Origin of the sequence: Bacillus cereus group sp. N12 (assembly GCF_016483575.1) — a bacterium.
GTDB lineage: Bacteria > Bacillota > Bacilli > Bacillales > Bacillaceae_G > Bacillus_A > Bacillus_A toyonensis.
In genome coordinates, this window is the sequence record NZ_JAEHBO010000222.1 from 1 (window position 1) to 277 (window position 277).

The window sequence follows — 277 nt, forward strand, 5'->3', positions numbered from 1 at the left end:
GTTTTAAAGACCATTTCTCACAAGCCCGTTTATTTTGGAATAGTATGAGCCACGTCGAAAAAATCCATATTATGCAGGCCTTCTCCTTTGAATTAGGAAAAGTAAAAAGTAAATCAGTTCGCCAACAAGTCGTAGATATGATTGGTCATATAAGTACAGAATTAGCTACTTTAGTAGCTGAAGCAGTCGGGGCAACAGTGCCAAATGTTCAAGAATCAAATGTTACAAAATCCTCACCAGCACTAAGTATGGAACATACAACATTCAGCCCAAATAC

The 277-nt window shown here is 37.5% G+C and carries 1 protein-coding gene; it reads left to right on the forward strand.

Going from position 1 to position 277, the window contains the following annotated elements; translation table 11 throughout:
- Positions 1 to 277, forward strand: a 277-nt coding sequence (locus JDS92_RS30235; protein ID WP_274606237.1) for a catalase-related domain-containing protein, incomplete at both ends; no start/stop codon positions are given.